Source organism: Mesorhizobium sp. B2-5-3, assembly GCF_006441005.1.
Lineage (GTDB): Bacteria > Pseudomonadota > Alphaproteobacteria > Rhizobiales > Rhizobiaceae > Mesorhizobium.
Genome location: NZ_VFUS01000010.1, coordinates 98,908 through 124,742 on the forward strand (window position 1 = coordinate 98,908; position 25,835 = coordinate 124,742).

18 protein-coding genes are annotated in these 25,835 nt (G+C 62.8%); 6 read left to right on the plus strand and 12 right to left on the minus strand.

Going from position 1 to position 25,835, the window contains the following annotated elements; genetic code table 11:
* Positions 1 to 121 precede the first annotated feature (121 nt).
* Positions 122 to 568: a TadE/TadG family type IV pilus assembly protein gene (locus FJ867_RS22340; protein ID WP_140629472.1), complete on the plus strand. Its 447-nt coding sequence runs from the start codon at positions 122 to 124 to the stop codon at positions 566 to 568.
* Positions 569 to 2,338 (plus strand): TadG family pilus assembly protein, encoded by a 1,770-nt coding sequence (locus FJ867_RS22345; RefSeq protein WP_140649128.1) that lies wholly within the window; start codon positions 569 to 571, stop codon positions 2,336 to 2,338.
* Positions 2,339 to 2,358: 20 nt separating this feature from the next.
* On the opposite strand, the gene FJ867_RS22350 is transcribed toward FJ867_RS22345, so the two are convergent.
* The 10 genes from FJ867_RS22350 to FJ867_RS22395 all read right to left on the minus strand — a co-directional run bounded on the left by FJ867_RS22350 (position 2,359) and on the right by FJ867_RS22395 (position 18,623).
* Positions 2,359 to 3,993 carry an alpha-glucosidase family protein gene (locus tag FJ867_RS22350; protein ID WP_140520756.1) on the minus strand — a complete coding sequence of 545 codons (1,635 nt, stop codon included), beginning with the start codon at positions 3,991 to 3,993 and terminating at the stop codon, positions 2,359 to 2,361.
* Complete coding sequence (glgX, locus tag FJ867_RS22355) at positions 3,986 to 5,989, minus strand: glycogen debranching protein GlgX (RefSeq protein ID WP_140818601.1); 2,004 nt, start codon at positions 5,987 to 5,989, stop codon at positions 3,986 to 3,988. Before glgX ends, FJ867_RS22350 begins: the two co-directional genes overlap by 8 nt.
* A gap of 157 nt (positions 5,990 to 6,146) precedes the next feature.
* Positions 6,147 to 7,775 carry an alpha-D-glucose phosphate-specific phosphoglucomutase gene (locus FJ867_RS22360; RefSeq protein ID WP_140818603.1) on the minus strand — a complete coding sequence of 543 codons (1,629 nt, stop codon included), beginning with the start codon at positions 7,773 to 7,775 and terminating at the stop codon, positions 6,147 to 6,149.
* A 3-nt stretch (positions 7,776 to 7,778) separates the two neighbouring features.
* A complete protein-coding gene (gene glgA / locus FJ867_RS22365; protein WP_140762620.1) occupies positions 7,779 to 9,224 on the minus strand; it encodes a glycogen synthase GlgA in 1,446 nt (481 codons plus the stop codon).
* Between the two features lie 164 nt (positions 9,225 to 9,388).
* Positions 9,389 to 10,654, minus strand: coding sequence for a glucose-1-phosphate adenylyltransferase (glgC, locus tag FJ867_RS22370; protein WP_140494816.1), 1,266 nt, complete (start codon positions 10,652 to 10,654; stop codon positions 9,389 to 9,391).
* A 3-nt stretch (positions 10,655 to 10,657) separates the two neighbouring features.
* On the minus strand, positions 10,658 to 12,904 hold the full coding sequence (gene glgB / locus FJ867_RS22375) for a 1,4-alpha-glucan branching protein GlgB (protein ID WP_140494818.1): 2,247 nt from the start codon (positions 12,902 to 12,904) through the stop codon (positions 10,658 to 10,660).
* Positions 12,905 to 13,008: 104 nt separating this feature from the next.
* Positions 13,009 to 15,477 carry a glycogen/starch/alpha-glucan phosphorylase gene (locus tag FJ867_RS22380; protein WP_140662996.1) on the minus strand — a complete coding sequence of 823 codons (2,469 nt, stop codon included), beginning with the start codon at positions 15,475 to 15,477 and terminating at the stop codon, positions 13,009 to 13,011.
* Between the two features lie 132 nt (positions 15,478 to 15,609).
* Complete coding sequence (locus FJ867_RS22385; protein WP_140495053.1) at positions 15,610 to 16,392, minus strand: ATP-binding cassette domain-containing protein; 783 nt, start codon at positions 16,390 to 16,392, stop codon at positions 15,610 to 15,612.
* Positions 16,389 to 17,450 carry an ABC transporter permease gene (locus FJ867_RS22390; protein ID WP_140818605.1) on the minus strand — a complete coding sequence of 354 codons (1,062 nt, stop codon included), beginning with the start codon at positions 17,448 to 17,450 and terminating at the stop codon, positions 16,389 to 16,391. The genes FJ867_RS22385 and FJ867_RS22390 overlap by 4 nt, the downstream gene beginning before the upstream one ends.
* 156 nt (positions 17,451 to 17,606) lie before the next feature.
* Positions 17,607 to 18,623, minus strand: coding sequence for a sugar ABC transporter substrate-binding protein (locus FJ867_RS22395; protein ID WP_181165177.1), 1,017 nt, complete (start codon positions 18,621 to 18,623; stop codon positions 17,607 to 17,609).
* A gap of 229 nt (positions 18,624 to 18,852) precedes the next feature.
* On the opposite strand from FJ867_RS22395, the gene FJ867_RS22400 reads away from it, so the two are divergent.
* The 4 genes from FJ867_RS22400 to FJ867_RS22415 all read left to right on the plus strand — a co-directional run bounded on the left by FJ867_RS22400 (position 18,853) and on the right by FJ867_RS22415 (position 23,083).
* On the plus strand, positions 18,853 to 20,079 hold the full coding sequence (locus tag FJ867_RS22400) for an ROK family protein (RefSeq protein WP_140629354.1): 1,227 nt from the start codon (positions 18,853 to 18,855) through the stop codon (positions 20,077 to 20,079).
* Positions 20,080 to 20,526, plus strand: coding sequence for an RbsD/FucU domain-containing protein (locus FJ867_RS22405; protein ID WP_140514913.1), 447 nt, complete (start codon positions 20,080 to 20,082; stop codon positions 20,524 to 20,526).
* Positions 20,523 to 21,446 (plus strand): carbohydrate kinase, encoded by a 924-nt coding sequence (locus FJ867_RS22410; protein ID WP_140818607.1) that lies wholly within the window; start codon positions 20,523 to 20,525, stop codon positions 21,444 to 21,446. Before FJ867_RS22405 ends, FJ867_RS22410 begins: the two co-directional genes overlap by 4 nt.
* A gap of 494 nt (positions 21,447 to 21,940) precedes the next feature.
* On the plus strand, positions 21,941 to 23,083 hold the full coding sequence (locus FJ867_RS22415; RefSeq protein ID WP_140818609.1) for a DegT/DnrJ/EryC1/StrS aminotransferase family protein: 1,143 nt from the start codon (positions 21,941 to 21,943) through the stop codon (positions 23,081 to 23,083).
* A gap of 10 nt (positions 23,084 to 23,093) precedes the next feature.
* Here the strand turns inward: FJ867_RS22415 and cysQ are convergent, their stop codons facing one another.
* Together cysQ and cysN are read right to left on the minus strand one after the other, a co-directional pair.
* Positions 23,094 to 23,885, minus strand: a complete 792-nt coding sequence (gene cysQ / locus FJ867_RS22420; protein ID WP_181168416.1) for a 3'(2'),5'-bisphosphate nucleotidase CysQ — start codon at positions 23,883 to 23,885, stop codon at positions 23,094 to 23,096.
* A gap of 10 nt (positions 23,886 to 23,895) precedes the next feature.
* Positions 23,896 to 25,833, minus strand: a complete 1,938-nt coding sequence (cysN, locus tag FJ867_RS22425) for a sulfate adenylyltransferase subunit CysN (RefSeq protein ID WP_181168410.1) — start codon at positions 25,831 to 25,833, stop codon at positions 23,896 to 23,898.
* Positions 25,834 to 25,835: the final 2 nt, after the last annotated feature.

Below are 25,835 nucleotides of genomic sequence, written 5' to 3' on the forward strand. Positions count from 1 at the left end.
GTCAATAGCCAGGAATCAAAGAAGCCGCGGCTAAATTAGCGTAGCTTTTCAATCATACACACTTCCAGGTTGCGCCTAGAGTTTTCGCTTTTTGCATGCGAACTTTGGCATGCTCGGCGGCATGGTTCAGAACCTCATTCGCCGGATCCAGGGGCGCCGATTCCAGACAGACACTTCGGCAACTTCGGCGATTGAGTTCGCTCTGCTATCACCGATATTCATCCTTCTCCTGCTCGGAATGGTTGCATACGGTATCTATTTCGGCGCGGCCAATTCAATACAGCAGATCGCGGCGGACGCCGCCCGGACGGCCATCTCGGGGCTGAACCAGACCGAGCGGCAGACGCTCGTGGCCTCGTTTCTCGCCAATAACGCCGGTGGATATCCCTTCGTCGACGCCAGCAAGCTGACTTATCGGGCCAATGACAGCACGGCGGACGGCAATCAGTTCGTGGTGTCGATCCAGTACGATGCCCGAAACCTGCCGATCTGGAATCTCTTTCCGGGCATAGCCATGCCGGGTACCACGATCAAACGCCAATCAACGATCAGGGTCGGGGGCATCTGAATGCTGCTCAGTTCGCGCTTGAAGATCCGCAGGCTTGCACGCCTGATGCTTGGTGACCAACGAGCGAATTTCACGGTGATGACGGCGTTGAGCGCGCCGGTCGCGCTGGCGCTGGCAGCAGTGGCGATCGACGAGGCCTCCATTTACACCGAGCGCCGAGAAGCACAGGCGATGGTCGACCTGGCAGCGATCACCGCGGCTTCGAACATCAACAACGTCCAGACCGCGGTCTTGACCACACTCACCGACAACGGGATGCCAGGTGTCGTCGTTCAGGGCTCGGGTCAAACCATTCCCGCGGCGGTGGGCAAAACCGTCGTGACGGTCACGCGGGGCCGATATGCAGGGGCATCCTCGGTCAATGTGGATCATCGCTTCCAAGCAGGCGTAACCCCTTACAACGCGGTTCATGTGACCCTGCGCAAGATCCCCAACCGCTATTTCGCAAGCTCGCTGATCCCAACGCCCATCATCGGCACCGAAGCCACCGCCAGCATGACGCCACAGGCCACTTTCTCGGTCGGATCGAGGTTGCTCAGCGTCAATACCAGCAACAGCCCCATCCTCAACGCGCTTCTCGGCGGCCTCCTAGGCGGCAACATCTCGCTCAGCGTCATGGACTACAACGGATTGATCTCCGCCGATGTCAGCGTGCTTTCCTTCGTCGATGCCCTGGCGGTGCAATTGAACCTGACGGGCGTGACCTATTCGGAGGTTCTGGCCTCAAAGGCTACAGTCGGCCAGATCGCCACCGCCATGGCCAATGTTCCCGGGCTCGGCAACACGGCCAAGGTCGCCTTGCAAACCATGGCAAGCAAATCGACTAACACGGTCAAGATTCCGCTCAGCCATCTCATTGACCTCGGCCCCCTCGGCAGACTTGGCCTCGGGCAGAGGCCAGCCGGCCTTGGCGTTGACGCCAGCGCGATGGGAATGCTGATGGCCGCCGCCGAACTGGCAAACGGTTCGAAGCAGATCGACCTCGGTCTCAGCACCGGCATACCGGGGGTGCTGTCGAGCACGCTCGCCATCGCCTTCGGCGAACCGCCGCAATCCTCGCCATGGCTGAAGGTTGGCGAAGTCGGCACCATTGTGCGGACGGCCCAGACCCGTATCAAGCTGGTGGTGAAGATCGGAGCCGGCAACAGCAATGTCGGAGGCGGTATTACCCTGGTGTCGGTCAGTCTGCCTCTGCATGTCGAAGTTGCCTATGCCGAGGCCAAACTCACCGACATAAGTTGTCCGACAGGCCCCAGCAGCATCAAGGTGACCATCGCCACCCGTCCCGGTATCGTCGAAGGGCATCTCGGCGACAGCAGCAGCGCCGGCTTTGCCGATTTCACCAACAAGGAGACGTTTTCCAACACGGAAATCGCGAGCGTGAAACTTCTGATCATCCCGGTGCTGTCGGTGGTGGGCTCAGCGGCGTTCGACATGGCCAACAACACGCTAACGACGTTGACTTTCAACAAGGCCGATATCGATGCCAAGACGATAAGGACCGCTTACACCCAAAATTTTACCCAGTCGTTGACTACGTCGCTGGTCAGCGATTTGTCGCTGACGGCGAATTTACTCGGTCTGCCGCTGCTGAATCTGAACACGCTGATCGCAACCGTAAGCCCGCCAGTGGTGGCACTTCTGAACAGCGTAACAGCTCCGGTCGACACGTTGCTTACCAATCTGCTCGGAGCTCTTGGCGTGCGTCTCGGTGAAGCCGACGTCCGGGTCACCGGCGCAACGTGCGGACGTGCCGTGCTTGTCCAGTAAGATGGCCGGCACGCGCTGATCTAGGCAAGGTGTCCAAGAAAGCATCCGAGTGTCGGCAGCAAAAGCACGGCTTCTCCGGCCAGCGAGGCATCGCCGCCAAGTTTCGCAACCGCTCCTAAGTCTTGCGGCAGCGGCCAATTGGCCGGTTCCCCGGCGAAATTGAAGGCACAAAGCAGCCTCTCATCGCCATGCTCGCGGACAAAGGCCAGCACGTCGCCTTCGGCGTCGAGAAAGCGGATCGAACCGCCGACCAGCGCCGGATGCCGCTTGCGCAAAGCGAGTGCCGAACGGTAGGCGGAAAGTACCGATTGCTCATCGCCGCTCTGTACATCGACCGCGCGAGCGCGATGGCTTTCCGGCACCGGCAGCCAGGGTTTACCGGTGGAGAAGCCCGCATTATCGGCGCCGGACTCCCAGACCATGGGCGTGCGGCAGCCATCCCTTCCCTTCACACCGGGCCAGAAGCGGATGCCTACCGGATCGCGCAGGTCCTCATAGGCAAGTTCCGCCTCCGGCAAACCGAGTTCCTCGCCCTGGTAGAGGCAGATCGAGCCACGCAGGCAAGAGAGCAGCATGATCGAGAATTTGGCCACCACGTCAGGATCGCCGCCCGGCCGCGTCCAGCGGCTGACATGACGCATGACGTCATGGTTGGAAAACGCCCAGCAGACCCAGCCATCTACGACAGCGTTTTCGAAAGCCTCGACACAGCCGCGCACATGCGGCGCCGAAAATTGCGGGCCAAGCAGATCGAAGGTGTAGCACATCCGCAGCTTGTCGCCGCCGGAGGTGTAGGCGGCCAGCGTCTGTAGGGAGCGCCCCTCATCACCGATTTCGCCGACGGCGGCGCGATCCCCGTACTCGTCGAGCAGCGCCCGAAAGCGCCGCAGGAACGCTAGATTTTCCGGCTGCGTCTTGTCGAACAGGTGCTCCTGGTAGAGGTAGGTGTTGATCTCGGTGTTGGTGCCTGCAACGCTCGACGCCAAGGGCGGGTTGCTGCGCAGCCAGCGGTCGTGGACGTAGTAGTTGACGGTGTCCAGCCGGAAGCCGTCGACGCCGCGCTCCAACCAGAACCGCACTGTATCCAGAAGCGCGTCCTGGACCTCCGGGTTGTGAAAGTTGAGATCCGGCTGCGAAGCGAGGAAATTGTGCAGATAGTACTGCCGGCGGGTCGCATCCCATTCCCACGAGGGGCCGCCGAAGACCGACAGCCAGTTGTTGGGCGCGCCGCCATCGGGCCTGGCCTCGGCCCACACATACCAGTCGGCCTTTGGATTGTCGCGGCTGGCGCGGCTTTCGACGAACCATTCGTGCCTGTCGGAGGAGTGCGACAGCACCTGGTCGATGATGATTTTCAGGCCAAGCCGGTGCGCTTCGGCAACCAGTGTATCGAAATCCTCCAACGTGCCGAACATCGGATCCACGTCGCAATAATCCGACACGTCGTAGCCCATATCGGCCATCGGCGACTTGAAGAAAGGCGACAGCCAGACGGCATCCGCGCCGAGCGAGGCAATGTGGGCGAGCCTTGATGTGATGCCGGCGAGATCGCCGCTGCCGTCGCCGGTCGTGTCCTGGAAGGAACGCGGGTAGACCTGGTAAATGACGCAACCGCGCCACCAGTCGGCCGCTCGCTCGGCATTGTCGTCAGTCATCACGACCCTTTCCCTGTCTGGGCCCTTCCGTCCTGCGCTCGATCATGAAATTCACGCTGCGGCCCGGCAGCGCGCGAGAAAGATCAACTGCTTGCGCTTCGATGGCGGGATGCCATCGGAATCCGTCTCGCGCGGGCAATGTGAAGATGCATTGGCGGCGATCGCCATTGACCATGACGGCAAGCCGGCCATCCACGCCGCCGAGCAGCATGACGAGGCGATGCCGGGCGGGATCGTTCCACTCCGCCTCGCCGAGCAGCGCCCCCGTCTCGGTGAGCCAGGCGACGTCGGCAGTGTCCGACCCGGCCAGCGGCTGGCCGGTGAGGAAATCTGTATTAGAGAGCGCCGGCACCGCGCGGCGCAAGGCGGCCAGTGCACGCGCGTAGCCTTCCAGCGCCTGGTCACGCCCCTTCCAGTCGAGCCAGGTGATGTTGTTGTCCTGCGCATAAGCGTTGTTATTGCCTTGCTGGCTGCGGCTGAATTCGTCGCCGGCCGTCAGCATGATCGTGCCGCGCGAGGCGAACAGCGTGGCGAGCAGCGCACACTGGTCGCTGAAGCGCGCCTTCGCGATTGCCGCGTCGTCCGTCGCGCCCTCGACGCCGTTGTTCCAGGACAGGTTCTCGTTGTGGCCATCGCGATTTTGCTCACCATTGGCCTCGTTATGCTTCTCCTCATAAGCAACGATGTCGGCCAGCGTCATGCCGTCATGGGCCGCGATGAAATTCACCGTGCGGCTGGCGGGCTGGCCGCCCCTGCCGAAAATATCGGACGAACCGGCAAGTCGTGTCGCCAGCGTACCAACCATGCCGGCATCGCCGCGCCAGAAGCGCCTGGCATCGTCGCGATAACGATCGTTCCATTCCAGGAAGCGGGAGGGGAAGTTGCCGAGCTGATAGCCATCGAGACCGATGTCCCAGGGCTCGGCGATCAACACACGGCCGGCCAACAGCGCATCCTCGCGCATCGCCTCCAGCAACGGCGCTTGCGCTTCGAATGTGCCGTTGACGCGCCCCAGCACCGGTGCCAGGTCGAAACGAAAACCGTCGACGCCGGCATGGCGGACAAAATGGCGAAGCGTGTCGAGCACCATTTCCCGCACCGCCGGGTGATCGCAGGCAATCGTGTTGCCGGTACCGGTGTCATTGACCAGCCTGCCATCCGGCTGATGCCGGTAATAAGCCTGATTGTCTAGGCCGCGCAGCGACAATGTCGGACCGAGCCTGTCACTTTCGCCCGTGTGGTTGAAGACGAGGTCGAGAATGGTGCCGATGCCGGCCGCACGCAGCGCGGCAACGGTATCGCGCAATTCGGCCAGGCCGCCAGGCGCCAGGCGCGGGTCTAGTGCCATGAAGGTGACAGGGTTATAACCCCAGGCGTTGCTCAATCCGAGCGGCGGCAGATGCCGCTCGTCGATCGATGCCGTCACCGGCATCAGTTCGACGGCGGAGACGCCGAGCCTTTGCAGGTGCTCGATGATAGCCGGATGAGCAAGTGCGGCAATCGTGCCGCGCTGTTTTGCCGGGACGTCCGGATGCAGCTTGGTGAAGGCGCGCACCGGCACTTCGTAAATCAGGCCGCCGGGACGGAACAGCGGCGGCAGCACAGGCACAGCCGTGGACAAGGCTTTCACCACGGCCTTCGGCATGAGCGGCGCGGTATCGGAACCCTCGTTGCGGCGCGCGGCGAGGCGCCAATGACAGGCATAGGGCCGGTCGATTTCGGCGGCGTAAGGATCGGTCAGCAGCTTGTCCGGATCGAACCAAAACCCGCGCTCGGGCGCGTAGTCGCCATCGGCGCGGAAACCGTAGCGGGTGCCATCGGCAAGGCCGGAGACGAAGAGTGCATGCACCCCCTCTCCTTCCGGTTTCAGCTCCAGCCGGTCGAGTTCGCGGTTTCCCTGTTCGTCGAAGATCGAGACCCAAAGGCGACGAGCCGACGACGACCAGGCGGCAAAGCGGATGCCGTCCTGGGCGATGGTGGCGCCAAGCGAGGTCATCGGCGCGTCCTCCACCGTCCCCCTTGTGGGGAGGGTCGCGAACGAAGTGAGCGAGGTCGAGGGAGACGCCGGCAAAGCCCTCTACGAGCACCCCCACCCCGACCCGCTACGCGGATCGACCCTCCCCACAAGGGGGAGGGTGAAGCCACCGCCACGCTCAAGTAATCACGCTCGGCTTGTCGCGGCCGGTGTGGCTCCTAATTCCCGCGATGTCATCCGCTGCCGCGATCAGATCGGCGAGCGCCTTCTGCGTATCGAGATCGTGCCTGGCCTTGTCCGGCTCGTAGCGCTCGATGTAGACGCGCAAGGTGGCGCCCGAGGTGCCCGTGCCGGAAAGCCGGAAGACGACGCGCGAGCCGCCTTCGAACAGCACCCTGATGCCTTGATGCTCGCTCACCGAACCGTCGACCGGATCGTGATAGATGAAGTCGTCGGCATTGGCGATCTTCAGGCCGCGCACGCTGGTGCCCGGCAGCGAGCCAAGCTTGGCGCGCAGTTCGTCGACCAGCGCATTGGCGCGCCGGCTCTCGACTTCCTCGTAGTCATGGCGCGAATAATAGTTTCGGCCGTAGGTCGCCCAGTGCTCGGTAACGATCTGCTTACAGCTCTCGCCGCGCGCGGCGAGGATGTTGAGCCACAAAAGCACGGCCCACAGGCCGTCCTTCTCGCGCACATGGTTGGAGCCGGTGCCCGCACTTTCCTCGCCGCAGATCGTCGCCATGCCGGCGTCGAGCAAATTGCCGAAGAATTTCCAGCCGGTCGGCGTCTCATACATGCCAATGCCGAGTTTTTCGGCGACGCGGTCGGCGGCCCCACTGGTCGGCATCGAGCGCGCAATGCCCTTCAGGCCTTCCTTGTAGCCCGGCGCCAGGCGGGCGTTGGCGGCGAGCATGGCGACAGAATCCGACGGGGTGACGAAAATGCCCTTGCCGATGATCAAATTGCGGTCGCCGTCACCGTCGGAAGCGGCACCGAAATCCGGGGCGTCCGGTCCCATCATCTCGTCATAGAGATGTTTGGCATGGACCAGGTTCGGATCCGGATGGTGGCCGCCGAAATCCGGCAGCGGCTTGAAGTTGCGGCAGGTGCCGTCGGGCGCGCCAAGCCGGCGTTCGAGGATCTCCTTGGCGTAGGGGCCGGTCACCGCGTGCATGGCGTCGAAGCGCATGCGAAAGCCCGACTTGAACAGTTTGCGCAGCGCGTCGAAATCGAACAGGCTTTCCATCAGCTCGGCATAGTCGACGACCGGATCGATGATCTCGACCGTCATGCCGGCGGCCTTGACCGTGCCGATCGCGTCGATGTCGATCGGATCGATGTCGACGGTCTTGAAGCTGGAGATCGCCTTGGTCCTGGCGAAGATCGCATCGGTCAGCTTTTCCGGCGCCGGGCCGCCATTGCCGGCATTGTACTTGATGCCGAAATCCTCGTGCGGGCCGCCCGGATTGTGGCTGGCCGACAGGATGATGCCGCCGAACGTCTTGTACTTGCGGATGACATGCGAAGCGGCCGGCGTCGACAAGATGCCGCCCTGCCCGACCATCACCTTGCCGAACCCGTTGGCGGCGGCCATGGCGATGGCCTTCTGGATGACCTCGCGATTGTAGAAGCGGCCGTCGCCGCCGATCACCAGGGTCTTGCCCTTGAACCCGTCCAGCGCGTCGAAGATCGACTGGATGAAGTTCTCGGCATAGTGCTCCTGCTGGAACACAGGCACCTTCTTGCGCAGCCCCGAAGTGCCGGGCTTCTGGTCGGAATAGGGTTTGGTGGGAACGGTGCGTATCATGCTTCAAGCAACCCTTTTCGAAAGCAGCAGGCGATAGAGTTCAACGTATTTGTCAGCGCTTCGGTCCCAGGACAGGTCGGTCTTCATGCCCTGGCGCTGGATGGCCTCGAAGATCGCGGGGCTGGCATGGGCCTCGGCCAGGCGGCGGATGGCGTGAAGCAGCGCGCCGCCGTCGCTGGGCGCGAACTGGAACCCGGTCGCCACGCCGGCGGCAATCGCCGCCTCGTTGGCGTCGATGATGGTGTCGGCGAGCCCCCCGGTGCGGGCGACCACCGGCACGCAGCCATAGCGCAGGCCATAAAGCTGCGTCAGTCCACAAGGCTCGAAGCGCGACGGGATGACGATGGCGTCGCAGCCGCCCTGCATGACGTGAGACAGGCCTTCGTCATAGCCCACGACGACGCCTATACGGCCGCGGTGGCGTGCGGCGGCGGCGAGCAGCGCGCCTTCGAGGCCGGCATCGCCCGAACCCAGAATAGCCAGCCGCGCGCCCGTCGCAACGATGCCGTCGACCGCCGTCGCCAATATATCCATGCCCTTCTGCCAAGTCAGGCGGCTGACGACGCAGACGATCGGGCTACCGTCGCGATCGAGCCCGAAACGGTCCTCGACAGCGGCCCTGTTGGGCGCGCGCGCCTTGAGCGAGGCGGCTGTATAGTTCGACACCAGATGCTTGTCGGTCTCCGGGTTCCAGATGGCGGTGTCGATGCCGTTGACGATGCCATAGAGATCGCTGGAGCGCATGTTGATCAGGCCGTCGAGACCCATGCCGAATTCCGGCGAGCGGATTTCTTGCGCATAGGTCGGGCTGACGGTGGTGATTGCCCAGGCAGCCTGCAGGCCGGCCTTGAGGAAGCCGACGCCGCCATAATATTCCACACCGTCAAGCGCCATCGCCGCCGTCGGCAGTCCGAGTTCGCCGAAGATGCCGGCGCCGAACTGCCCCTGGAAGGCGAGGTTGTGGACAGTCATCATCGACGGCGTGCCGACCGCCTTGCCATAGCGCATATAGGCCAGCGTCATCGCCGACTGCCAGTCATGGGCATGCACGATATCGGGCATGTAACCGGAGATGGCACCGCCGGCGATGTCGGCGCCGGCCTGGCTGAGCGCTGCGAAACGGCGCCAATTGTCCGGCCAATCGGCACCCGCGGCATTGCCATAAGGACCGCCGGGACGATCGAACAGATGCGGCGCATCGAGCACGAAAAGATCGAGCCCGGCAAGCTGGACAGAATGGACCGAAGCCTTGCCGCCCTGCAGCAGCGGATACTTGTAGACAGACTTTTTTTTCTTGAAGGCGTCCATCACCATGGGAAAACCGGGAATAAGCGTGCGCATGGTCACGCCTTTGGCGGCCAGCGCGACGGGCAGCGCGCCGGTCACATCGGCAAGCCCGCCGGTCTTGATCAGCGGAAAGATCTCGGGCGTGACCGACAGAACCTGCATGCGCTTACCGAACCGCTCCTGGTGCATGTAGCCCAAACCGTGCAGCGGTTCTGGGGCAAGGACATGCACAAACCACCCTAAAGTGACAGCTTGTTGATCAACCCGATCGGATTGACAACTTGTTGATCAACCCGATCGGATTGACAACTTGTTGATCAAACTGATCAGGTTGACAACTTGTTGATCATGTCCTGCGTGATCAGGCAGATGCCCTTTTCCGAAACGCGGAAGCGCTTGGCGTCGAGCACGGGATCCTCACCGACCACCAGCCCTTCCGGTATCCTTACACCGTGGTCGATGACGACGCGCTTCAACGTTGCGTTCCGGCCGACATGGACGTCGGGCAGCATGACGACTTCTTCCAGCGTCGAATAGGAATTGATGCGCGCGCCGGTGAAAATCAGGCTTTTCCTGAGCGTCGCACCCGAGACGATGCAGTCGCCCGATACCAGCGAGGACACGGCCGAACCGCGCCGTCCATCCTCGTCATGCACGAACTTCGCCGGCGGCTTCAACTCGGCATAGGTCCAGATCGGCCAGTCGCGATCGTAGAGGTCGAGTTCGGGCGTCACGTCGGTCAGGTCGATATTGGCTTCCCAATAGGCATCGACGGTGCCGACATCGCGCCAGTAGGCCTCATTTTCCGCGGTCGAGCGCACGCAGGACTTGGCGAAGCGGTGGGCGATCGCCTTACCGTGCTCGACGATATAGGGGATGATGTCCTTGCCGAAGTCGCGGCTTGAACCGGGCTCGGCCGCATCGCGGCGCAGCTGCTCCATCAGGAACTTGGTCTTGAACACGTAGATGCCCATCGAGGCCAGGGCAAACTCCGGTTTGTCTGGAATGCCGGGAGGGTCGGCCGGCTTTTCGACGAAGGCGATGATGTTGTCCTTGGCATCGACATGCATGACGCCGAAGCCCGTGGCCTCCATGCGCGGCACTTCGAGGCAGCCGACGGTGACATCGGCGCCGGCGTCGACATGCTGGCGCAGCATCAGCTCGTAGTCCATCTTGTAGATGTGATCGCCGGCGAGGATGACCATGTATTCGGGGCCATAGGCCTCGATGATGTCGATGTTCTGGTAGACCGCGTCGGCCGTGCCTTCATACCACTGGGTTTCCGACACGCGCTGGCTGGCCGGCAGGATATCGAAGCTTTCGTTTCGTTCGGGCCGCAGGAAGTTCCAGCCGCGCTGCAAATGGCGGATCAGCGAATGCGCCTTGTATTGGGTTGCAACCCCAAGGCGGCGGATGCCGGAGTTGAGGGCGTTGGAGAGCGCGAAATCGATGATGCGCGTCTTGCCGCCGAAATAGACCGCCGGCTTGGCGCGCCGGTCGGTCAGTTCCTTGAGGCGGCTGCCGCGCCCGCCGGCCAGCACATAGGCCATGGCGTCGCGGGCCAGCGGCTGGGTTCGTTTCGAGTTTGCCATTTTCTACCCTCCCAAGTTACCCGGTCTCGACATGGCTTGTTCCGCGACCAGTTCAAGCATGATCGTCGACAGCGGCGGCAAGAGCATCGTTGCGGAGATGCCCCCTTCCTCCGCCCGCGCTTCGACGGCGCCGCCATTGCCCTTGCCGGATCCGCCATATTCGGAAGCGTCCGTGTTGATGATCTCGCGCCATGTGCCGGCTTTCGGCAGCGGGACGCGGTAGTTGTCGCGCGGCACCGGCGTGAAATTGGAGATGATCGCGACCGGATTGCCTCCCGGCGCGCTGCGCAGCCAGGCGAAGACGGAATTCTGGCTGTCGTCGACGATCAGCCAGGAAAAGCCTTCCGGCTCGCAGTCGCGGCCGTGCAGGGCCGGTCGCGAGCGGTAGAGATAGTTGAGGTCGCGCACCACCTGCCAGACACCGCGATGCGAGCGGAAATCGAGAAGATTCCAGTCGAGCGCGCGCGCCTCGCTCCATTCGCGGCGCTGCGCGAACTCCTGGCCCATGAACAGCAGCTTCTTGCCGGGGTAGCCCCACATGAAAGCGTAGTAGGCGCGCAATGTCGCGAATTTCTGCCAGTCGTCGCCGGCCATCTTGCCAAGCAGCGTGCCTTTGCCGTGCACGACCTCGTCATGCGAGAGCGGCAGCACGAAATTCTCCGAGAAGGCATAGACCAGGCCGAAGGTAAGGTCGTTGTGGTGGTGTTTGCGGAAGATCGGCTCCTTGGAGAAATACTCCAGCGTGTCGTGCATGAAGCCCATGTTCCACTTGAAGCCGAAGCCCAGCCCGCCTTCATGGACCGGAGCCGAGACCTTCGGCCACGAGGTCGATTCCTCGGCGATGGTCATGACGCCCGGATGGTGGCCGTAGAGCTCCTTGTTCATCTTCTGCAGGAAGCTGACCGCCTCGAGGTTCTCGCGGCCGCCCTTCTCGTTAGGAATCCATTCGCCTGCCTTGCGCGAATAATCGAGGTAGAGCATCGAGGCGACCGCGTCGACGCGCAGGCCGTCGACATGATATTTTTCGGCCCAGAACAACGCGTTGTTGACCAGGAACGACACCACCTCGCGGCGGCCGAAATTGTAGATCGCGGTGTTCCAGTCGGGATGAAAGCCCTGGCGCGGATCGGCATGCTCGTAGAGCGCAGTGCCGTCGAAATGGACAAGGCCGTGCTCGTCGACCGGAAAATGCGCCGGCACCCAGTCGAGGATGACGCCGACGCCGGCACGGTGGGCGCCGTCGACAAAGCGGGCAAAGCCGGCCGGGTCGCCAAAGCGCGCCGATGGCGCATAGAGGCCTGTCGTCTGGTAGCCCCAGGAGGGATCATAGGGATGTTCGGAGATCGGCATGAACTCGATGTGGGTGAAGCCGGTCTCGACGACATAGGGGATCAGCCGGTCGGCCAGTTCATCCCATGACAGAAACGTTCCATCGTCGCGAAGCTGCCAGGAGCCGGCATGGACCTCGTAGATGGAGATGGCCTCGCGCCGCGGATCGGCATTGCGCCAGAAACTGCGATGCGCCTCGTCGCCCCATTGATGGGCGGGCGACGCAGCGGTCACCGACGCGGTCGCCGGGCGCAGTTCGGACTTGAAGGCAAACGGATCGGCCTTCAGCGGCAATCTTACGCCGTCGGGGCCGATGATCTCGTACTTGTAGGGCCTGCCGGCGCCGATATCGGGGATGAATACCTCCCAGATGCCGGTGTCGCGGCGGTCGCGCATCGAATGGCGGCGGCCGTCCCAGTCGTTGAAATCGCCGACCACCGAGACGCGCCTTGCATTGGGGGCCCAGACGGCGAAATGCACGCCGGTGGCGCCTTCGTGCTCGATGACATGCGCGCCGAGCTTGTCGAACAGCCTCAGATGCGAGCCCTCGGCAATGTAGTAATCGTCCATCGGACCGAGCACCGGGCCGAAAGAATAGGGATCCGTCAACCACCAGTCGCCCCCGGCATTCCTGGCGTGATAGCGCAATGGCTGGCGCTTCTTGATCGACAGCTTGCCTTCGAAAAAGCCGCCATCGTCACGCCTGGACAGTTCACCAGCAATCATGCCGGTCAGCGTATAGGCGGTGACGAACTCCGCATGCGGAACGAAACAGCGGGCAAACAGGTTCTTGCCCACCTCATGGACGCCGAGGACCGCAAACGGATTGCCGTGCGTGCCGGCGACAATCGCCGCGACATCGCTGGCCGGGGCCGATCCGTCCGGCCCGCTTGTCGCAGCGGTCGCGCGCGGTTTCCTCATCGGGCAGTGTCCCTCCCCGGGCACCAAATGTTTGTTTTAAGGTATAAATTCGGCGTTTGAACTCACACCCCGGACTACATCGTTCTTGGCCTCATGCAATCACATCAGGCAGGTACGTTCCAGATGTCTTTCGCGTATTGGCGGATCGTGCGATCGGAAGAGAACCAGCCGACGCGCGCGACGTTGCGGATTGCCCTGGCGTACCAGTCCGGACTGTTGCGCCAGACGGCGTCGACGTCTCGCTGGCAAGCGGCATAGGCGTCGAAATCCGCCGCGACCATGAACCAGTCGCTGTCGTAGAGACCATTGATGAGATCGCGGTAGCGGTTGGGATCATCGGGCGAAAAGACGCCCGATGAAACGGCCGCGAGCGCCTGCGACAGTTCGGGCGATGCCTTGATGACGCCACGCGGATCGTAGCCATTGTTGCGGCGCTCGGCGACCTCCGCCGTGGTCAGGCCGAAGATGAAGATGTTGTCGTCGCCGACGCACTCCTTGATTTCGACATTGGCGCCGTCGAGCGTGCCAATGGTCAGCGCGCCGTTCAGCGCGAACTTCATGTTGCCGGTGCCCGAAGCCTCCATGCCGGCGGTCGATATCTGCTCGGAGAGGTCGGCGGCCGGCATCATGATCTCGGCGAGGCTGACATTGTAGTTCGGCACGAACACCACCTTGAGCAAGCCGCGAACGGCCGGATCGCGGTTGATGACCCTGGCAACGTCGTTGGCCAGTTTGATGATCAGCTTGGCATTGTGGTAGCTGGGCGCAGCCTTGCCGCCGAAGAATTTCACGCGCGGCATCCAGTCGCGCTCCGGGTGCGAGCGGATCTGGTCGTAGAGCGCGACCGCCTCGAGGATGTTCAGGAGTTGGCGCTTGTATTCGTGGATGCGCTTGACCTGGATGTCGAACAGCGCCGAGGGATCAAGCCTGATGCCGAGCCGGTCGGCGACGAGATTGGCCAACTTCACCTTGTTCTGCCGCTTCACTCCGGCGAATTTTTCGCGGAAAGCGGTATCGGCGGCAAAGGCATCGAGCCCCTTGATGGCCTCGATATCATCCAGGAAGCGGTCGCCGATCGCCTCGCGGGCGAGTGCGGTCAGACCTGGGTTGCACTGGATCAGCCAGCGCCGCGGCGTGATGCCGTTGGTCTTGTTGTTGATGCGGTCGGGATAAAGCGTGTGCAGGTCGGCGAACACCGTTTCCTTCATGAGCTCGGTGTGCAGCGCCGAGACCCCATTGATCGAATGCGAGCCGACGAAGGCGAGATTGCCCATGCGCACGCGACGGTCGCCATTCTCCTGGATCAGCGAGATGCGGCTGATCTGCTCGCCGGAGAACTGATTGGTGGCGCGCGCCTCGAGCAGCACCTGCGCATTGATGGCGTAGACGATCTGCATGTGGCGCGGCAAAAGCCGCTCGAACAGCGGCACCGGCCAGCTTTCCAACGCCTCCGGCAGCAGCGTGTGGTTGGTATAGCCGAAGGTGCGTTTGGTGGTGTCCCAGGCCTGGTCGAAATCCATGCCGTGGACGTCCATCAGGAGGCGCATCAGCTCCGGCACGGCGATCGCCGGATGGGTGTCATTGAGGTGGATTGCCGCCTTGTCGGGCAGCGACTTCAGGTCGCCATATTGACTGAGATGCCGCTGCACGATGTCCTGCAAAGAGGCGGTGGAGAAAAAATATTCCTGCCGCAGCCTGAGTTCCTGCCCTGCCATGTGGGAATCGGCGGGATAGAGCACGCGCGACAACGCGTCGGCCTTGTTGCTTTCGGCGAGTGCGCCGATGTGGTCGCCAGCATTGAACTTGTCGAGCAGGATCGGATCGACCGGCATGCCCGACCAAAGCCGCAAGGTGTTGACGCGGTTCCCCCGCCAGCCGACGACGGGTGTGTCGTAGGCGACGGCCAGCACATGCTCGGTCGGCTTCCAGACATGGCGTTCCAGCCGGCCATCCCTGGTGGTGACCGATTCCACCGAGCCGCCGAACCCGACCTCGAACGACCGTTCGCGGCGTTCGAACTCCCAGGGATTGCCGTGATCGAGCCAGGTCTCGGGCAATTCCACCTGCCAGCCGTCATGGATCTCCTGGCGGAACATGCCGTTGGCGTAGCGGATACCGTAGCCATGCGCGGGAATATCGACGGTGGCCATGCTTTCCATGAAGCAGGCGGCGAGCCGGCCGAGGCCGCCATTGCCAAGTGCTGCATCCGGCTCAAGCGTGGCGATGAGGTCGAGTTCCACACCCAGCGACGACAACGCCTCGCGCATGTTCTCCATCAGGCCGAGATTGGAGAAGGCGTCACGCATCAGGCGGCCGATGAGGAACTCCAGCGAGAGGTAATAGACGCGCTTTTCCTGCTGGGCGTAGGCCTCTTTCGTCGCCTGCATCCAGCGATCGACGATGCGGTCGCGCACGACCTTGATCGAGGCGGTCAGCCAATCGTACTGGGTGGCGACGGTGGTGTCCTTGCCGACCCTGTATTTGAGGGCCATCAAGACTTCCCTTGCGAGCGTCTTGGGGTCGGGATTTTCAAGCAGTGGCGGGAGGGGGTCGGATGTCATCGTGCGCGTCATGCTGCCTCTCGTGCGTTTGCCACGATCATACCGGCTTTCATCATTCATCCCAGCCCATGCTACCGCATTGCAGCAAACGTTCAATCGATTTAAGTAAGCCGGAGGCGACTTACCCAGCGGCAATTTGGCAGTTCAGGCCGCCAGCGCCGCCTCCGGCGGCGTCTTTGCCCCGGTCATGAATGCGACGGCATCGGACATTGTATGTTGTTTGGGATCGATGACGCACAGCCGACGACCCAGCCGATGGATGTGGATGCGGTCTGCCACTTCGAAGACATGCGGCATGTTGTGCGAGATCAGCACGATCGGCAGACCCCGCTTCTTCACGTCGAGGATGAGTTCCAGCACGCGGCGGCTTTCCTTGACGCCAAGTGCTGCCGTCGGCTCGTCCATGATGACCATCTTGGAGCCGAAAGCGGCGGCGCGCGCCACTGCCACGCCCTGGCGCTGGCCGCCCGACAGCGTCTCCACCGCCTGGCTGATGTTCTGGATGGTCATCAGGCCGAGTTCAGTCAGCTTGTCGCGGGCGCGCTTTTCCATCGCCGGACGGTCGAGCATGCGAAGCCATTGGCCGACAAAGCCGGGCTTGCGGATCTCGCGGCCGAGAAACATGTTGTCGGCGATCGACAGCGCCGGCGACAGCGCCAGGTTCTGGTAGACGGTCTCGATGCCGGCTTCGCGGGCCTCCATGGGCGATTTGAAGGCGACCGGTTTGCCCTCAAGCCGGATTTCGCCTTCATCGGGCACGACAGCGCCTGAAATCGCCTTGATGAGCGACGACTTGCCGGCGCCGTTGTCGCCGATAACAGCGAGGATTTCGCCGGGGTAGAGGTCGAAATCGGCATTGTCCAAGGCGGTGACGCGGCCGTAGCGCTTGACCAGTCCACGAGCGGTGAGGATAGGGTCCTGGGTCATGCCGAAACCTTTCTGATCCATTGATCAACCGCCACTGCGCCGATGATCAGCACGCCGGTGAGCAGCACTTTCCATTGCGGATCGGCGCCCAGCATGTTGAGGCCCATGGAGACGACACCGACGATCATCGCGCCGAACAGCGTGCCGAGGATCGAGCCGCGGCCGCCGAAAAGAGAAATACCGCCGATCACCGTGGCGGTGATCGCCTGCAGGTTGTAGTCGGTCACGGCGGCCGAAGGCGAGATCGACCCATTGCGGCCGATGGAGACCCAGGCGGCGAAAGCCGCGATCAACCCGGCCAGGGTATAGACCGTCATGAGCACCTTCTTGGTCTGGATACCCGACAGTTTCGCCGCCTCCTGGTCGTCGCCGACGGCGTAGACATGGCGGCCCCATGCCGTGTGATTGAGCACGTACCAAAGGAGCAGCACGAGCGCGACCATCGCAATCACGCCGGCCGTCAGCACAGCGGTGCCGACCTTGAAGCTGAGCGCGAACAGATGCAGCAGCGGCGCCTGAACGTCGACGTCGGTGTCGCGGATCGTCTCATTGGCCGAATAAATAAAGTTCGTCGCCATGACGACGTTCCAGGTGCCGAGTGTCACGATAAATGGCGGCAGTTTCATGTAGGCGACAAGCACCCCGTTGAGCAGCCCGCAGGCAGCACCCGCGGCAAGTCCGATCGCTACGGCAAGGACGCTCGGCAGGCCGTAGCTGACGGCGCAATTGCCCATGATCACGGCCGAAATCACCATGATGACGCCAATCGAAAGGTCGATGCCGGCGGTGAGGATGACCAGGGTCTGGGCGGCACCCAGAATGCCGACGATGGCGATCTGCTGCAGGATCAGCGTCAGCGTGTAGGACGAGAAGAAACGCCCGCCAATGGTGAGGCCGAACACGATGATCGCCAGGACCAGAACGATCAGCGGCACCGCGGCCGGCGTCGAGTGCAGAAAATGCTGGATGCGTCTGACCGCCGATTTATGCTCGTCAAACGCGGCAACGCTCGTGTCGCTGCCCGAGAGAACCTTCTCGAATTCCTGAGCTTGAGACATGTTTCCTCCCCGTAGGGTATCAGCCACGCGGCGACACCCGTCCACGTCTTTCCGGTCTCCTGCCGGGATTGTTCGCGGTCACGCGACCATCGTCCACCCGAAGCGGCCGGGGATCAAGTCCGGCCGCTCCGTTTTTCGTTGCCAGTCAGACCGGCATCAGCCCCAGCACTTGGCGAGGCCTTCCTTGGTGTCGATGGACTTCACGCCATTGGCCGGCTTGTCGGTCACCAGATTGACGCCGGTGTCGAAGAAGTTCTTGCCTTCGGTCGGCTTCGGCTTGGTGCCGTCCTTGGCAAAATTGGCGATGGCCTCGATGCCGAGCGCCGCCATCTGCAGCGGATATTGCTGCGATGTCGCGCCGATGACGCCTTCGGCCACTGACTTCACGCCGGGGCAGCCGCCATCGACGGAGACGATCAGCACCTGGCTTTCCAGGCCGACGGCCTTGAGCGCCTGATAGGCGCCGACCGCGGCCGGCTCGTTGATGGTGTGGATGACATTGATGGTGTTGTCCTTCTGCAGAAGGTTCTCCATCGCCTTGCGGCCGCCCTCCTCATTGCCGTTGGTGACGTCATGGCCGACGATGCGCGCGTCATCCTCGTCGCCGATCTTGTTAGGATCCTTCACGTCGATGCCGTAGCCCATCATGAAGCCCTGGTCGCGCAGCACGTCCACGGTCGGTTGCGAGGGGGTCAGGTCGAGAAAGCCGATCTTGGCGTCCTTGGCCTTGTCGCCGAGCGTCGCGGCGGCCCAGGCGCCGATCAGCTTGCCGGCCTCCAAATTGTCGGTGGCAAAGGTCGCGTCGGCGGCGTCGATCGGATCGAGCGGCGTGTCGAGCGCGATCACCAGCAGGCCGGCGTCACGCGCCTTCTTCACCGTCGGCACGATGCCCTTGGTGTCGGACGCGGTAATGAGGATGCCCTTGGCGCCGTCGGCGATGCAGCTCTCGATCGCCGCGACCTGGCTTTCGCTGTCGCCGTCGATCTTGCCGGCATAAGTCTTGAGGTCGACACCAAGCTCCTTGGCCTTGGCGGTCGCACCCTCCTTCATCTTGACGAAGAAGGGATTGGTGTCGGTCTTGGTGATCAGGCAGGCGCCGACACCGGCCGCGGATGCGGACGAGGCGAATGCCATCAGGCCCAGAGCGGCCGCCGCAAAGACGGTGGACTTCAACAGTTTTGTATTGGTCACGATTTTCCTCCCAGTGGAACATTCCGGATGCCGACCAACCGGCACCCGTACGGCATCCAAGCAACCTCTCCCGGTGGGATGCCTGCCTCAAATGACACCAGACCAATCTCTCTGTCAATAATTAAATCACTCTTATTTATTATTGACAGCCTTGCGCCGTTCGCACATTCTGTTCCAAAAGCCTCGAGGGGAAATGACGGGAGGAACAGGGGTGGAGACGGCCATTGCCAGGCATGGTTCGCCCGAGGCGAATGAGAGCCTTATTCACCGTGGTACCAACCAGAGCGGCATGCGGGACCACAATGAGCGGCTGGTGCTGTCGCTGGTGCGCCAGCATGGCAGCCTGGCGAAGTCCGACATCGCCCGCATGACCGGACTGTCGGCGCAAACCGTCTCCGTCATCATGCGCGAGCTCGAGGAGGAAAGCCTGCTGCTGCGGCAGGCGCCGCTGCGCGGCAAGATCGGCCAGCCCTCCATCCCCATGGCGCTCAATCCCGAAGGCGCGTTCTTCATCGGCCTAAAGATCGGCCGCCGCAGCGCCGAACTCGTGCTGATCGATTTCCTCGGCAATGTACGTTCGATGCTGCAGCATTCCTACCGCTACCCTGCCCCGCGCGAGACGGTGGAATTCGTCACATCAGGCATGAAGAAGATGCGTGGCGAGCTTTCGCCCGCGCAGGACAAACGCATAGCGGGGCTCGGCATCGCCATGCCTTTCGAGCTCTGGAACTGGGCCGATACCGCCGGCGCGCCGCGCGACGTCATGGACGAATGGCGCCATCGCGATATCCGCGCCGACATCCAGGCGCAATGCGATTTTCCGGTCTATCTGCAGAACGACGCCACTTCGGCCTGCGGCGCGGAACTGGTCTTCGGCCAGGCAGGCGCCCCGCGTGATTTCGTCTATTTCTATATCGGCGCCTTTGCCGGCGGCGGCATCGTCCTCAACGGGCGGCTCTTTGGCGGCCCGACCGGCAACGCCGGCGCGCTGGGCTCCATGCCGGTGCCCGGACCGGAGGGAAAGCCGACCCAATTGATCGACGTGGCCTCGATCGCCATGCTCGAAAAGGCGCTCAATGCGCGTGGCGTCGAGGCTTCGCATCTCTGGACGTCGCCCGACGACTGGGGCGAGATCGGCGCCGAGCTCGACGACTGGATCACAAACGCCTCGCGGGCGCTCGCTTATGCCATCGTCGCGGCGTCGTCCGTCATCGACTTCGAGGCGGCGGTGATCGACGGCTGGATGCCGACGCAGGTGCGCCGCAGGCTGGTCGACGCCGTCATCGCAACCATCGACACGATCGATGCCGAGGGATTGAAATTGCCAAACGTCCGCGAAGGCACCGTCGGTATTCACGCGCGCGCTCTCGGCGGCGCCAGCCTGCCACTATCCGAGCGCTTCCTGATCGGTTCGACCACGATTTCCAGGAGCATCTGAATGCTGATCGGAATTCCGGCGCTGCTCGGTCCGGAGCTTCTGGCGATCCTGCGTGCGATGGGGCATGGCGACGAAATCGCCCTGGTCGATGGAAACTACCCGGCCGAAGAGCAGGCAAAGCGGCTGGTGCGGGCCGACGGCCACCATCTCATTCCGGTGCTGGACGCCATATTGAGCGTGCTGCCCGTCGATGACGTCGTGCCGGAGGCGCTGTTTCGCGCCTCGGCCAAGGGCGACCCCTCGCTCGCCGATCCCGTGCATCATGAAATCGAAGTGCTGTGTGCAAAACGCGCGCCCGGGCGCAAGGTGGTTGCGCTGGCCGGTGCCGACTTCTATGCACGCGTCAGGGCCGCGCACGCCATCGTCGCGACCAGCGAACCCAGGCTCTACGCCAACATCATCATCCGCAAGGGCGTGATCCATCCGCCGGAGACGACAAGACAATGATCCTTTGCTGCGGCGAGGCCCTGATCGATATGCTGCCGCGCACGACGACGGAGGGAGAACGGGCCTTCGCACCCTATGTCGGCGGCGCGGTGTTCAACACCGCCATTGCGCTCGGCCGGCTGGGCGCTCCTGCCAGCTTCTTCTCGGGCCTGTCGTCGGACCTGTTCGGCGGCCAGCTCCGCGAAGCGCTCGGGGCGAGCAAGGTCAGTTCCACCTATGCGCACACTTCGCCCCGGCCGACGACGCTCGCCTTCGTGCGGCTGAACGATGGCCAGGCAAGCTACACTTTCTACGACGAGAACACCGCCGGGCGCATGCTGACCGGCGAGGATCTGCCGCAACTTGGTCCGGAGATCGAGGCCATGCTGTTCGGCGCCATCAGCCTTATTTCGGACCCGGCGGGGGCCGCCTACGAGGAATTGATGAAGCGCGAGCATGGTCGTCGCGTCATGATGCTCGACCCCAACATCCGGCCGAACTTCATCCCGGACAAGGCAAAGCATCTGAAGCGTATCCGCGAGATGATGGCGATGGCCGATATCGTGAAACTCTCGGATGAAGATCTTCACTGGTTCGACGAAGCCGGCTCGCACGAGGATGTCGTGCGCAACTGGCTCGACCGCGGACCCAAGCTGATCGTCGTGACCCATGGCGCCGAAGGCGCCGTCGGTTACACCAGGGATCACATGGTCAGCGTGACGCCGCAAAAAGTCGAGGTGGTCGATACGGTCGGCGCCGGTGATACGTTCAATGCCGGCATCCTCGCCTCCCTGCACGAACAAGGCCTGCTGACGAAGGCGGCAATCTCCGGGCTGTCGCAGGACGCTATCCGCAAGGCGCTGGTGCTTGGTGCCAAGGCAGCGGCGGTAACCGTGGCGCGGGCCGGCGCCAATCCGCCCTGGCGCCATGAGATCGCCTGAGTGGCGCGCCAGAGGAACGAATCCGAATTAACAGGTTCCTTGGAACCTTCGCCGGCGCGCTGTTGATGAGGTAGTAAAGAAAACCCGCCTGTGCGGCGGGTCCTTGGCGCAACTCAGCACCATGGGCAAATATGTAGCATAGTTGCCTTCACCCAGTCAAGAAAAAATTCCTATCTTCGGATAGCTGCCGCACTGCGGACTGGCCGTTCTCAGGCCTTGGCTGACCCAAGTTCGGGCCGTGGTAAGGCCCAACATGGATTGAGCCGGCCGATCACTTTATGTTTAGCAGGGTCGACTCTGGGGTTATAAGGCCGTAATTGCGCCGCACGAATCCCGGATTTCCGGCGTCCGGCTGACCGACACCGGAAAATGCGGTAACAGACTGCCACGACCGGGCAATTTGTCGCTCCGCGCGCCCGGCTTTCTCGGCAGGCGCAATTCTGATACCAGCGGGTCGAGGCTAGACCGCCCGGTTAAAATCGTTTGAGGACGACATGCAGTTCATCGATCTTGGCGCACAGCGCGAACGAATCCGCGACCGGCTGAAGGCCGCGATCGACCATGTCGTCGAGGACGGCCGCTATATCCTCGGTCCCCAGGTAGCCGAATTCGAGAAAAAGCTCGCCGCCTATGTCGGCGTCAAGCACGTCGTGGCCTGCGCCAACGGCACCGACGCACTGCTTTTGCCGCTGTTCGCCGCCGGGATCGGCCCGGGCGATGCCGTGTTCGTTCCGAGTTTCACCTTTGCCGCCACGGCGGAAGTGGTGGCGCTGGCCAAGGCCGAGCCGGTTTTCGTCGACGTCGATCCCAACACCTACAACATCGACATCGCCAGCCTCGAGGCGGCGATCACGATGATCAAGAAAGAAGGCCGGCTGAAGCCCAGGGCGATCATTCCGGTCGACCTCTTCGGCCTTGCCGCCGACTACGATGCCATCATGGCGATCGCCCACCGAGAAGGCCTGATGGTGATCGAGGATGCCGCCCAATCGATGGGCGGTTCGGCGGACGGCAAGATGTGCGGGTCGTTCGGCACGGTCGGCTCGACCAGTTTCTATCCGGCGAAGCCGCTCGGCTGCTACGGCGACGGCGGAGCGATGTTCACCAACGACGACGCCTTGGCCGACAAGCTGCGCTCCTTCGCCTTCCACGGCAAGGGCGAGACGCAATATGACAACATCCGGGTCGGCATCAATTCACGGCTCGACACGCTGCAGGCCGCGATCCTGATCGAAAAGCTCGCCATTCTCGAGGACGAGATGGTTGCCCGGCAAATGGTGGCGAACCGTTATGCCGAAGGGCTTGGCGATGTCGTCACGGCAGCCCGCAACCTGGACGGCAGCCGCTCGGCCTGGGCGCAATACGCCATCGAGACGCCCAAGCGCGACGGGCTGAAGGTTCATCTCGGCGAAAAAGGCATTCCGTCGGTCATCTACTATGTGAAGCCGCTGCACGAGCAGATCGCCTATCGCGACTATCCGAGAACGCCGACCGGCCTTGCCGTATCCGAGCAATTGCCCAAGCGCATCCTGTGCCTACCGATGCACCCCTATCTCAGCGAAGCCGATCAGGACCGGATCATCGAGACAATCCGCAACTATATCGGATCGAACTCGGCGCAGGCCGCGGCCGAGTAACCAGCCGGCTTCAGGCGGGGCTTGCCCCTGCCCTGCCGCTGGCGATGAAATGCGGATTGGCGAAATCCGCATCGCCGCCCTGGTTTCGCTTGCCATACATCAAGGGCTGTCCGTCCAGCGTGCGCGTGATGCCGCCGGCGGCGCGCAGCACGGCATCGCCGGCCGCGGTATCCCACTCCATGGTACGACCGAAGCGCGGATAAATGTCCGCCTCGCCATTGGCGACCAGACAGAATTTCAGCGACGAGCCGACAGAGACGATCTCAGCGACGCCTAGGTCACGAATATAGGCTTCGGTTTCGGGCGTGTTGTGGGAGCGGCTCGCAACCACCGCCAGCGGCGTCGCAGCCGCCCTCACCGAAATCGGCCGGCGAGAGACGATGCGGAAGTCGCCATCTATTTCGAGGAATTCCGCCTTGCCCGGCAGCCCGGAAAAGAACCGGCCCGTGCAGGGCGCGAAAACGACGCCGACTTCCGGCACGCCGTGGCGGACAAGCGCGATGTTGACGGTGAAATCGGTGCGGCGATTGACAAATTCCTTGGTGCCGTCCAGCGGATCGATCAGGAAGAAAGCCCCGTCCAGGTCCGGCGGCACGATGCCGGCGGATGCTTCCTCCTCGGCCACGCAGAGAATGTCGGGAAAGGCGGCACGCAATCCGGCCAGAATGATCTTCTCGCTCTCGCGGTCCGCCTCGGTCACCGGCGAGGAATCTGATTTCTGGTCGACCGCGCAGCCGGCGTGGAACACACGCATGACCTCGCGGCCAGCCGCCAAAGCGAGCCCCTCGAAAATCTCGAGCATCGACCTGTCGTCAGATGCCGCCGCCATTGTCGTATTGGTCTTCGGCAATGTCACGCTCGTTCAGCCAGTGTTCCAGGGCATCTACCATCTCCTCGGCCGATTTGCCGAGCGTCTTCAGATGGATTTCCGGTTTTTCCGGCGCTTCGTAAGGCGAGTCGACACCGGTGAAGTTCTTGATCTCGCCATTGAGCGCCCGGGCGTAGAGGCCTTTCGGGTCACGCCTGGCGCATTCCTCGAACGGCGTGTCGACGAACACTTCGATGAACTCGCCTTCGGCCATCAATTCGCGGGCCATGCGCCGCTCGGCGCTGAAAGGCGAAATGAAGGAAACGATGACGATCAGCCCTGCATCGGCCATGAGGCGGGCCACTTCGGCGACGCGGCGGATGTTTTCGACGCGGTCGGCGTCGGTAAAGCCGAGATCGCGGTTGAGGCCGTGGCGGACATTGTCGCCGTCGAGAATGTAGGTATGGCGCCCGGAGGCGAACAGCTTCTTCTCGAACAGGTTGGCGATGGTCGATTTGCCCGAGCCCGACAGCCCCGTGAACCAGAACACGGCGGGCCGCTGGTTCTTGATGTCGGCACGTACCCGCTTGCCGACATCGAGCGATTGCCAATGGATGTTCTCGGCACGGCGCAGCGAATGCAGGATCATGCCGGCGCCGACCGTGGCGTTGCTGATGCGGTCGATCAGGATGAACGCGCCGGTTGTACGGTTCTCGGCGAAGGTGTCGAAAGCGATCGGCGTGCGCGTCGAGATGTTGCAGATGCCTACTTCGTTCATCTCGAGCGACTTGGCAGCTTCACGGGCGAAGTCATTGACATTGACCCGATATTTCAAATCGGTGACGGTAGCGCTGGTCTGGTCGGTCTCGGTGCGCAGGATATAGGAGCGGCCCGGCAGCAGCGCATGTTCGTCGAACCAGACGATGTTGGCGGCGAACTGGTCGGCGACCTGCGGGCGTGCCGCAGGCGCCACCAGCATGTTGCCCCGGGAAATCTCGACCTCGTCATCGAGGACAAGCGTGATGGCCTGGCCGGCAACCGCCTGGGCGAGGTCGCCACCCTGCGCGACGATGCGCCTGACGCGGGAGGATTTGCCCGATTTGGCGACGACGACCTCGTCGCCTTGCGAGATCGCGCCCGAGGCGATCGTTCCGGCGAAGCCGCGAAAATCGAGATTGGGGCGGTTGACGTACTGCACCGGAAAACGGAACGGTAACTCGGCCGCGGCCTCGTCGACCGAAACGGTTTCGAGATGTTCGATCAGCGTCGGGCCGGAATACCATTCCATCCTGTCGGAGCGGCCGGTGACGTTGTCGCCGTAGCGCGCCGACATCGGGATCGGCACGATGGTCTCAAAGCCGAGATCGCGCGAAAACTGCTGATAGTCCTGCGTGATCCGGTCGAAGACCGCCCGATCGAAATCGACGAGATCGATCTTGTTGACGGCCAGCACGATATGGCGGATGCCGAGCAGCGAGGCGATGATCGAGTGGCGCCTGGTCTGGCGCAGCACGCCTTGCCGCGCATCGATCAGCACGATTGCCAGGTCGGCGGTGGACGCGCCGGTCGCCATGTTACGCGTGTACTGCTCGTGGCCGGGCGTGTCGGCGACAATGAATTTGCGCTTTGGCGTGGCGAAGAAGCGATAGGCGACGTCGATGGTGATGCCTTGCTCGCGCTCGGCTTCGAGACCGTCGACCAGCAGTGCGAAATCGATGTCGTCGCCGGTCGTGCCGTGCTTGCGCGAATCGCGTTCGAGCGCGGCAAGCTGGTCCTCGAAAATCTGCTTGGTGTCGGAGAGCAGACGGCCGATCAGCGTCGACTTGCCATCGTCGACGGAGCCGCAGGTGAGGAAGCGCAGCAGCGACTTCTTCTCCTGCGCCGCCAGATAATCGCGGACGCCGTCGGTAGGTGCGAGGCTCTTTGCCATGATGTGGCGCATGG

Excerpts from the sequence above, each read along its gene's own strand:
- FJ867_RS22340 (WP_140629472.1), top strand. The coding sequence starts at position 122 with ATGGTTCAGAACCTCATTCGCCGGATCCAGGGGCGCCGATTCCAGACA.
- FJ867_RS22345 (WP_140649128.1), top strand. The coding sequence starts at position 569 with ATGCTGCTCAGTTCGCGCTTGAAGATCCGCAGGCTTGCACGCCTGATG.
- FJ867_RS22350 (WP_140520756.1), bottom strand. The coding sequence starts at position 3,993 with ATGACTGACGACAATGCCGAGCGAGCGGCCGACTGGTGGCGCGGTTGC.
- glgX (WP_140818601.1), bottom strand. The coding sequence starts at position 5,989 with ATGACCTCGCTTGGCGCCACCATCGCCCAGGACGGCATCCGCTTTGCC.
- FJ867_RS22360 (WP_140818603.1), bottom strand. The coding sequence starts at position 7,775 with ATGATACGCACCGTTCCCACCAAACCCTATTCCGACCAGAAGCCCGGC.
- glgA (WP_140762620.1), bottom strand. The coding sequence starts at position 9,224 with ATGCAGGTTCTGTCGGTCACGCCCGAGATCTTTCCGCTGATCAAGACC.
- glgC (WP_140494816.1), bottom strand. The coding sequence starts at position 10,654 with ATGGCAAACTCGAAACGAACCCAGCCGCTGGCCCGCGACGCCATGGCC.
- glgB (WP_140494818.1), bottom strand. The coding sequence starts at position 12,904 with ATGAGGAAACCGCGCGCGACCGCTGCGACAAGCGGGCCGGACGGATCG.
- FJ867_RS22380 (WP_140662996.1), bottom strand. The coding sequence starts at position 15,477 with ATGACGCGCACGATGACATCCGACCCCCTCCCGCCACTGCTTGAAAAT.
- FJ867_RS22385 (WP_140495053.1), bottom strand. The coding sequence starts at position 16,392 with ATGACCCAGGACCCTATCCTCACCGCTCGTGGACTGGTCAAGCGCTAC.
- FJ867_RS22390 (WP_140818605.1), bottom strand. The coding sequence starts at position 17,450 with ATGTCTCAAGCTCAGGAATTCGAGAAGGTTCTCTCGGGCAGCGACACG.
- FJ867_RS22405 (WP_140514913.1), top strand. The coding sequence starts at position 20,080 with ATGCTGATCGGAATTCCGGCGCTGCTCGGTCCGGAGCTTCTGGCGATC.
- FJ867_RS22410 (WP_140818607.1), top strand. The coding sequence starts at position 20,523 with ATGATCCTTTGCTGCGGCGAGGCCCTGATCGATATGCTGCCGCGCACG.
- FJ867_RS22415 (WP_140818609.1), top strand. The coding sequence starts at position 21,941 with ATGCAGTTCATCGATCTTGGCGCACAGCGCGAACGAATCCGCGACCGG.
- cysQ (WP_181168416.1), bottom strand. The coding sequence starts at position 23,885 with ATGCTCGAGATTTTCGAGGGGCTCGCTTTGGCGGCTGGCCGCGAGGTC.
- cysN (WP_181168410.1), bottom strand. The coding sequence starts at position 25,833 with ATGCGCCACATCATGGCAAAGAGCCTCGCACCTACCGACGGCGTCCGC.